Below are 8,530 nucleotides of genomic sequence, written 5' to 3' on the forward strand. Positions count from 1 at the left end.
GGCAACCTTCACTTGCATTTTGCCGCTTGAATAATTCAGCATTTATTTCCCGATTTTTTCTACAAAAAAAGCGGTTGCCTCCATAAGGAGACAACCGCTTTTTAATAGTTTGTACTACTGTTATTGCTGTGGGAAAAACATTGCAAACCTAGCTTCTAATCCATTAAACTGATTTTGGAGTTTAGTGGCCAGCTTAGTTTGTTTATGCATTGCTGCAGTCTGTGCCATCTGGTTTAAGAACGACATCCCTAATTGTACGTTCTGCCCACCAACAAAGCGGTTTTTGCTTTCTGAAACATCAGCAAGGTAAGTCAGTTCCTTTTGAATAAAGTCTGCACATTTCTCGATCATTTCGTTAGCCTTCTGCGTTTCGTTAAGCTCATACAGGTTTTCGGCCATAAAATACCTTCCCATCATGGAGCGTAAGCCGTAGAATCTTTCTGGCATTACTTCAAAGTAACGGGCAGCTACCTTTTTGGCTTCAGCTGTTTTACCTTCTTTAATCAGGCTGGAGATAGCGGTGTTAAACAAATTGGTGAAAATCGAAATATCATCCTGTGATTGTGTATCCAGGTAAGGCGCGTTTTTCACATTTCCCCATTTGAATTTGTTCATCAGGTTGTTATATAATACCGGGGTATTAACCAGGTCACTTCTGTCGCTAGCTGCGGTATCAACTTTAAGAGGCATTAAGCGCAACGCCAGCCCTTCGCTATATAAATAGTTGTCCAGGCCATTAAATTGTTCTGAAGGCACTGTACTCGCGAAATAGATAGGTCTTTCCCAGTTGTTATGTGCAATGATATCCAGCATGGCTAAAGTACCCTTGGTTACATACCCTTTGTTATAGGTCCATTCAATAGCCGGGGCAATTTTATCTGCATTTTCTGGAGAAACAATACCTGCTTTTATCACCTGGGCTGGGTCTACAGTAATTTTAAATTGTTTGGTCGGAATAAAGTTTTCTTTGGTACCGTTTTGCAATGGAACTTTATCAGCATCGTTGTCCGATAATAATAAGTCAACAATGGTTTTAAGCTCAACCGAACCATCAATTTTATAATCCTGGTAATACATCACATCACGTACACCCTGTACATATTGCGAAGGCTTCATAGAAATTGGCAGCGGCGCAGACTCGTTTTGCTTGCGTTTCATGCCATCAATGTACCAGTCGGTATCAAATAAGCTTAAGTTAACCAAACGGATGTCAGGGCGGATGTTTTCCACTTCCTGTGCATACCATAGAGGATAGGTGTCATTATCACCATAAGTAAAGAGAATGGCGTTAGGTGCACATGACTGCAGGTAATCGATGGCAATATCATGAGCAACCATTTTATCAGAGCGGTCATGGTCGTCCCATCCCTGGGCAGCCATTATTACCGGTGCGGCAAATAAACCAATTACCGTTGCACCCACAGCGGCATTGGTAGGTGTTAATACTTTAGCGAGCCACTCCCTTATGGCAAGTACCCCAAAGCCAATCCAGATGGCAAAGGCATAGAAGGAACCTACATAGGCATAATCCCTTTCCCTAGGCTCGAGCGGCTTCTGATTTAAGTATAAAACAATGGCAATACCGGTAAAGAAGAACAATAAAGCAACGATGCCGGCATCTTTCTGGTTGCGTTTAAAGTGCCAGATGGCACCCAGAATACCCATAATGAGGGGTAAAAAGAAAAAGCGGTTATAAGCATTGCTGTCTACAATGGTTGGCGGCAGGTTATCCTGGTTACCTAGCATTAATGCGTCAATGGGTTTAATACCACTTAACCATTGGCCCTCGTAGAGGCTGCCTTGTCCCTGGTCGTCATTCTGGCGGCCAACAAAGTTCCACATGAAATAACGCATGTACATGTTTCCAATCTGGTATTTGAAAAGGAAACTTATGTTATCGATCAGGTTAGGGAATTTGGTGTCGTCCAATCCCACCATCTCCTTGTAGAAGTTAACATGTCGTCCATCATCACTGTACATCCTTGGAAAAGGAGTAAGTCTGTCGTATTCATAATCTGTTTTCTTTCCAGCTACTTCATACTTGTTTTCGCCTTTTCTATAGAGTGTTTTACCTTCTTTAAGGCCTACTTTTTCTGAGTTGTAATTTGGGCCAAACAAAAGAGGGCGGTCGCCATATTGCTCGCGGTTCAAATAGCTAAGGAAAGAGAAGGCATTATCAGGATTACTGTTGTTAAGGTTAGTTTTGGCTTTGGCGCGGATGATGATCATCGCAAAAGATCCGTAACCAAAAATAATTAGCACGGTAGATAGTAAAGCAAGGTTTAATACTTTTCGCTGGTGCTTAATAGAGTATCTGATGCCCCATACCAAGGCAGCAATTACCAGTAATGCAAATACAATTACACCGGTTCCAAAGCCAAGTCCTAAGGTATTTACAAAGAAAAGATCGAAGTATGCGCCGATAGAAACCAGGTATTGAATAATACCATATTGAATAACGGCAAGAATAAGGATACCGATAAAGAAGGTTTTAATGATACCACCGGTAGTTGCTTTTTTTGTTTTCTTAAAGTAGTAAACGAAAGCAAGCGCCGGGATGGTTAATAAGTTTAATAAGTGGATACCGATAGATAAGCCCATGATATAGGCAATAAACAGCAGCCATTTATCAGCACCGGGTTCATCGGCGCGTTCTTCCCATTTGAGCATGGCCCAGAATACGATTGCCGTAAATAATGACGACAAGGCATAAACTTCGGACTCTACAGCAGAGAACCAGAAACTATCAGAAAAGGTATACGCTAATGCGCCCACTACACCAGCACCCATAATGGATACCAATTTAGAGGTATTGATCTCTTCGCCTTTAGCAATAATTGATTTTTTAGCTAAAGCAGTGATGGTCCAGAACAGGAAAAGGATCGTAGCGGCACTGGCTACGGCCGAACCCACATTCATGAAATAGGCGATCTTTGTGACGTCGCCACCTGCTAACAGGGAGAAGAAACGTTGAATCATTAAGAATAGGGGTGCTCCGGGTTGGTGAACCACCTGCATTTTATAGGCAGAGGCTATAAATTCACCGGCATCCCAAAAACTTACAGACGGCTCTAAGGTTAAAATATAAGTTACAAGGGCTACGATAAAGCAGACCCAGCCCGTAAGGTTGTTGATTTTTGAATAATTCATTTTAATTTAAATAGGGTAAGTTAGGCTATAAAAATGCAGCCGAAAATAAAGAAATAGATCGAGAATAAGTTAAAGATAAAAGCCGTTTAACAAATTTTAATAAAGTTGTGTAAATAATTACCCTGAAAAATAGGGTGTTAAATAAAAATTTGAAAATAATTTGAAGAAGTGTTTGCAGATGTAAAAAATGTGCTTAGATTTGCATTCCGTTTCAAAGCAACCCTTTTAAACAGAGAGATTGCCCGATAGTATAAAGGTAGTACAACGGTTTTTGGTACCGTTTGTCTAGGTTCGAATCCTGGTCGGGCAACAATATAACATTCGGATTGCGTAACCCGCAATCCGATTTTTTTTAACCCAGCATTGATACCGAATCATCATGCCTTTGCAATTTAACCCAGTTAAACTTTTCGCCGGAACCGGCTCAAAAGAATTAGCACTAAAAATTGCCGAAAACTACGGCAAACCACTTGGTGAATCTACCTTAAGTCGGTTTAGCGATGGAGAATTTCAGCCTTCTTATGATGAAACTGTAAGAGGTTGTGATGTGTTCATTATCCAGTCTACCTACCAGCCTAACGATAATTTAATGGAACTGCTGTTAATGATTGATGCCGCAAAACGAGCTTCTGCGCATTACATTACTGCTGTTGTGCCTTATTATGGTTTAGCCAGACAAGACCGGAAAGATAAACCACGTGTAGCTATCGGTGCTAAACTGGTTGCTAACCTGTTAAAATCTGCGGGTATACACCGTATCATGACCATGGATTTGCATGCGGCACAGATACAGGGTTTTTTCGACATTCCGGTTGACCATTTAGACGCTTCTGTTATTTTTGTTCCTTACATTAAAAGTTTAGGGCTTGAAAATTTAACAATTGCTTCGCCAGATATGGGTGGTTCGTACCGTGCACGTACCTTTGCAAAGTTTTTTAATGCAGAAGTGGTGATTTGTGATAAACGTAGGAAAAGGGCGAATGAAATTGAGTCGATGTCTATCATTGGAGATGTGACTGGTCAGGATATTGTATTAATTGACGATATTATTGATACGGCGGGTACCTTAAGTAAAGCTGCGGCTTTAATTATGGAAAAAGGAGCAAAGAGTGTTCGTGCGGTTTGTACACATCCGGTATTATCTGGAAAGGCGTATGATACTATTGAAAACTCGATGTTATCTGAATTAATTGTTACTGATACCATACCATTGAAACGTCAAAGCGACAAAATCAAGGTGTTGAGTACCTCAGAATTGTTTGCAAAAGCTATTGCCAACGTAAATGAGCATGGGTCGATCAGTGAACTGTTTAAAGTTTAATACATTAGCTTACAAATAAATAAATTAAAATGAAAACAATCGCAATTAGCGGTTCTCTTAGAGAGAACGTAGGGAAACGCGATGCTAAAGGACTTCGCTACGAAGGTAAAGCTCCTGCAGTATTGTATGGTGGTACAGAACAAACACACTTTTCTGTGTTAATTACTGACCTTAAGGATGTGATTTACACACCTGAAGCAAACTTTGTAGAAATTGATATTGATGGAACTAAAACTAAAGCCATCGTTAAAGAACTACAATTTCACCCGGTTACTGATGTTTTATTACACGTAGATTTTCTACAATTAGATGAAGCAAAAGAAATCCTGATGGAAATCCCTGTTAAATTAACTGGTGTATCTCCAGGTGTTAAAATGGGTGGTAAATTGGTTCAGAAATTACGTAAACTTCGTGTTAAAGCTTTACCAAAAGACATGCCTCAGGCTGTTGAAGTAAGTATTGCTAAATTAGAAGTTGGTGGTTTGTTCCGTGTACGTGACATCGCAAAAGGTAACTACACCATCACTAACACACCAGAAGATACTATCGTATCTGTAGGTATGTCTAGAGCATTGAAACAAGCAGAACAAGAAAACAATAAAAAATAATCTCGTTCTGATTTAAAAGAAAAGCAGTGCTGATTTGATCAGTGCTGCTTTTCTTTTTTAAACCATTACCTTTAACGCAGTAATTTAACAGAAAGTAACAAGATGAAATACCTGATTGTAGGTTTAGGGAACATTGGTCCTGAATACGCACACACCAGACATAACATTGGTTTTGATATTGCAGATGAACTGGTAAAACAGCTTGGCGGAAGTTTTTCCAATGTCCGTTTAGCTTATTATGCTGAGGTTAGTTACAAAGGCCGTAAGCTGCATGTGATTAAACCCACTACTTTTATGAATTTAAGTGGCCGTGCCGTAAACTACTATATGCAGGAACTAAAAATTCCTATAGAAAACGTATTGGTGCTGGTAGATGACCTGGCGTTGCCTTTTGGTAAACTGCGTCTGAAATTGAAAGGCAGTAGTGCCGGACATAATGGACTCAAAAGTATTGAAGAGATGTGCGGAGGCCAGGGTTATCCACGCCTGAGGTTTGGTATTGATGATAATTTTAGCAAAGGACGCCAGATAGATTATGTGTTGGCACCTTTTGACAAGGAAGAGCAGCTTGAGCTGCCTGCCCTGATTGATAAAAGTGTAGCATTGATACAAAGTCTGGTAACCATTGGGCCACAACAAACGATGACCTTATTTAACCAGTAAATTTATTTTGTGATAGAGCACTTCCAATTCAAAGGGTTTGCTCACCACCGTATTGGCACCGGCGTCCATGGCTGTTTTTTTATCGTCTTCCATTACTGCTGCCGAGAAGGTGATGATGGGAATGTTTTCTTTTCCAGGCACTGCGCCTGCACGGATAAGCCTGATGGCCTCCAAACCGCTCATTACTGGCATGAAGGTGTCCATCAAGACCAGGTTATAGTTGTTTTCTTTAAGTTTATCGATGGCTGATTGGCCATTATCTACCAGGTCGTAAGTGATGTTCCAATCGCCCAGGACCTTTTTAATCACAAATTGGTTAATCAAATTGTCTTCGGCCACCAACACAGTCACATGGTCTAAAGGACTAAACACTTCCACCTCATGTGAAGGATTTGTAACCTTTCCTTTTACGAGCTCGTACCAGTTAGTGAATGAGAAAACGCTTCCAATGTTTTCTTCACTGGTTACTTCGAGTTCACCACCTTTTAATTCTGCCAGATTTTTAACAATGGAAAGACCAAGGCCTGTGCCGCCAAATTGCAGGGTGGTCTGGTCGTTTGCCTGTTCGAAGGTTTCAAATATCTTGGAGATATGTTCCTTGGCAATGCCAATACCGGTATCTGCCACGGAAAACTTAATTTGTGCACTATTTCCTTTACGGTTTAACACCTGCACTTTTAAAGTTACGCCACCCTGATGGGTAAATTTGATGGCGTTGCCGATTAGATTCATCAGAATCTGGTTTAACCTTAGTGAATCAGCCTTAATGAAGTGGGGCACATCTTCGTCAAGGTGTACATCTAAGCAGATGTCCTTTTCCTTTGCCCGTATCTTTAGCAGGTTAACTACCGACATGCAGTTTTTAACCAGATCTGTTTCTGTGCGGGTAATTTTAAATTTCCCTGCCTCGATTTTAGAAAGATCCAGAATGTCGTTTATAACGCCAAGGAGCGACTCAGAAGATAGTTGCAATAAACTAATCATCTCCAGCTGTTCAGCAGTGAGGGTGGTCTTGTGCAGTAAGGTAGCGATGCCAATGATTCCATTGATAGGTGTGCGAATTTCATGGCTCATGTTGGCCAGAAAATTTTCCTTTATTTTTTTTCCCTGTTCAGCATGATCTTTGGCCTCAATCAGCAATTTCTGGAAGGCTTCCAGCTCCTGGTTTTTCTTTTTGATATCGTTTTGGTAACGAATAAGTTGAATAAAAGAATTTACTTTGGCAGCTACCAGGTAAGGATTTAAAGGTTTATACAGGTAATCTACAGCTCCACTGTGCAGACCCTTAATTGCATATTTAGTTTCTGTTGAAATAGCAGTAACAAAAATAATGAGGATGTTTTTAGTGCGTGGGTTGCTTTTAAGGATTTCCACCAGTTCAAATCCGTCCATACCGGGCATTTGTACATCGATCATGGCGATGGAAATATCCATTTCCCAACAGATTCTAAGGGCTTCATTGGGAAGGGTAGTACTGATCAGGTTCAATTCGTCCTGTTGTAACAGTGCTTCAAGCGCAATAATATTCTCTGGTCGATCGTCTACAATGAGGAGATTGATTTTCTCCAAGTCTGGCTTCATCATGTAATGGTGTTCTACTAAGCTATCTTCTGGTATATTCTATTCTTTTTATCAACAATTTTGAAGCGCTTAAGGTCTTCATTTCTCAAAGTCTCTTTAGCACCAAGGCATAAAAAGCCAAAGTTAGCTAAGCTTTGGTAGAAAAGATCAATTACTTTCAGTTGTAGTTCAAGATTAAAGTAAATAAGTACATTTCTGCATGAAATTAGCTGAAATTCATTGAATACGCCATCAGTTACGAGGTTATGTGTCGAAAAAAAAACGTTCTCCTTTAACGCGTGGTGTATGGATGCGGCCTCATATTTTGCAGTATAATAATCAGACAGCGTATTTGGTGCTCCGGTTTGCGTGTAATTCTCTGCGTTGATTTTCATCTTTTGGAGTTCATAGATTCCATCTTTTGCCTGTTCCAATACGTCGGCATTGATGTCTGTGCCGTAAAAGAAACTGCGATGGTAAAGGTTTGCCTCTTTAAACAGGATGGCGAAGGAATACAACTCTTCACCTGTTGAACAGCCGGCATGCCATACCTTAATTTTGGGAAATGACTCCATATAGGGAATTACCTCTTCTTTTAGTGTTTTATAGAAAGCGGGGTCGCGGAACATCTCTGTTACGTTTACCGTAACATCCTTTAAAAACTGCTGAAAAAAGACTGGATTGTTGGTTAGTCTGTCGCGCAGCTCAAAAACACTTAGCTTATGGAGCTGCATGATCCGGCTTACCCTGCGCTTTAAAGAAGCAGGTGAGTATCCAGTAAAATGCGAACCATAGATGTTATCGATCAGGGTGTTTAAACGGTCCAGTTCTTCGTAAGTAATTTCGGGTAGTTTTTCCAATGGTATTATCTATTAACTTAACCAGACCCTCATCATGGATAATAACTTATCCAGGTCTACTGGTTTAGAGATGTAATCGCTGGCACCAGCCTCAATGCATTTTTCACGGTCCTGTTTCATGGCTTTTGCTGTTAGGGCAATAATAGGCAGACTTTCAAAAGCGGGTTGTTCCCTGATGGCCTGCATGGCTTCGTAACCATTCATTACGGGCATCATAATGTCCATTAATACCAGGTCTATGTCGTTTTCCTGTAATTTATCAAGAGCTTGCTGGCCATTATTAGCCATCACAATCTTCAGGTTATAGTTTTGCAGGGCGCTTGACAGGGCAAAAACATTCCGCATGTCGTCGTCGGTGATCAGAATGG

The 8,530-nt window shown here is 40.6% G+C and carries 7 protein-coding genes and 1 tRNA gene; 4 read left to right on the forward strand and 4 right to left on the reverse strand.

The features are described 5' to 3' along the window. Nucleotides 1-120: 120 nt before the first annotated feature. Nucleotides 121-3,150, reverse strand: coding sequence for a DUF2723 domain-containing protein (locus ACR2F3_RS13725; protein ID WP_432710548.1), 3,030 nt, complete (start codon nucleotides 3,148-3,150; stop codon nucleotides 121-123). Nucleotides 3,151-3,389: 239 nt separating this feature from the next. On the opposite strand from ACR2F3_RS13725, the gene ACR2F3_RS13730 reads away from it, so the two are divergent. The 4 genes from ACR2F3_RS13730 to pth all read left to right on the forward strand — a co-directional run bounded on the left by ACR2F3_RS13730 (nucleotide 3,390) and on the right by pth (nucleotide 5,742). Continuing rightward, a tRNA-Gln gene (locus ACR2F3_RS13730) sits at nucleotides 3,390-3,460 on the forward strand. A gap of 69 nt (nucleotides 3,461-3,529) precedes the next feature. After that, nucleotides 3,530-4,471 carry a ribose-phosphate pyrophosphokinase gene (locus ACR2F3_RS13735; protein ID WP_432710549.1) on the forward strand — a complete coding sequence of 314 codons (942 nt, stop codon included), beginning with the start codon at nucleotides 3,530-3,532 and terminating at the stop codon, nucleotides 4,469-4,471. A 29-nt stretch (nucleotides 4,472-4,500) separates the two neighbouring features. Continuing rightward, nucleotides 4,501-5,079, forward strand: coding sequence for a 50S ribosomal protein L25/general stress protein Ctc (locus tag ACR2F3_RS13740; protein ID WP_432710550.1), 579 nt, complete (start codon nucleotides 4,501-4,503; stop codon nucleotides 5,077-5,079). A 102-nt stretch (nucleotides 5,080-5,181) separates the two neighbouring features. Beyond that, on the forward strand, nucleotides 5,182-5,742 hold the full coding sequence (gene pth, locus ACR2F3_RS13745) for an aminoacyl-tRNA hydrolase (protein ID WP_432710551.1): 561 nt from the start codon (nucleotides 5,182-5,184) through the stop codon (nucleotides 5,740-5,742). On the opposite strand, the gene ACR2F3_RS13750 is transcribed toward pth, so the two are convergent. The 3 genes from ACR2F3_RS13750 to ACR2F3_RS13760 form a co-directional block, all read right to left on the reverse strand. Further along, a complete protein-coding gene (locus ACR2F3_RS13750; protein ID WP_432710552.1) occupies nucleotides 5,728-7,326 on the reverse strand; it encodes a response regulator in 1,599 nt (532 codons plus the stop codon). The two genes, pth and ACR2F3_RS13750, sit on opposite strands and share 15 nt — an antisense overlap. Nucleotides 7,327-7,340: 14 nt before the next feature. Beyond that, entirely contained in the window at nucleotides 7,341-8,162 is an 822-nt protein-coding gene (locus ACR2F3_RS13755) for a CheR family methyltransferase (protein ID WP_432710553.1), read from the reverse strand. Between the two features lie 12 nt (nucleotides 8,163-8,174). Continuing rightward, nucleotides 8,175-8,530 (reverse strand): response regulator (locus ACR2F3_RS13760; protein WP_432710554.1); only part of this gene is annotated, 356 nt, incomplete at its 5' end.

Origin of the sequence: Pedobacter sp. (assembly GCF_045627485.1) — a bacterium.
GTDB lineage: Bacteria > Bacteroidota > Bacteroidia > Sphingobacteriales > Sphingobacteriaceae > Pedobacter.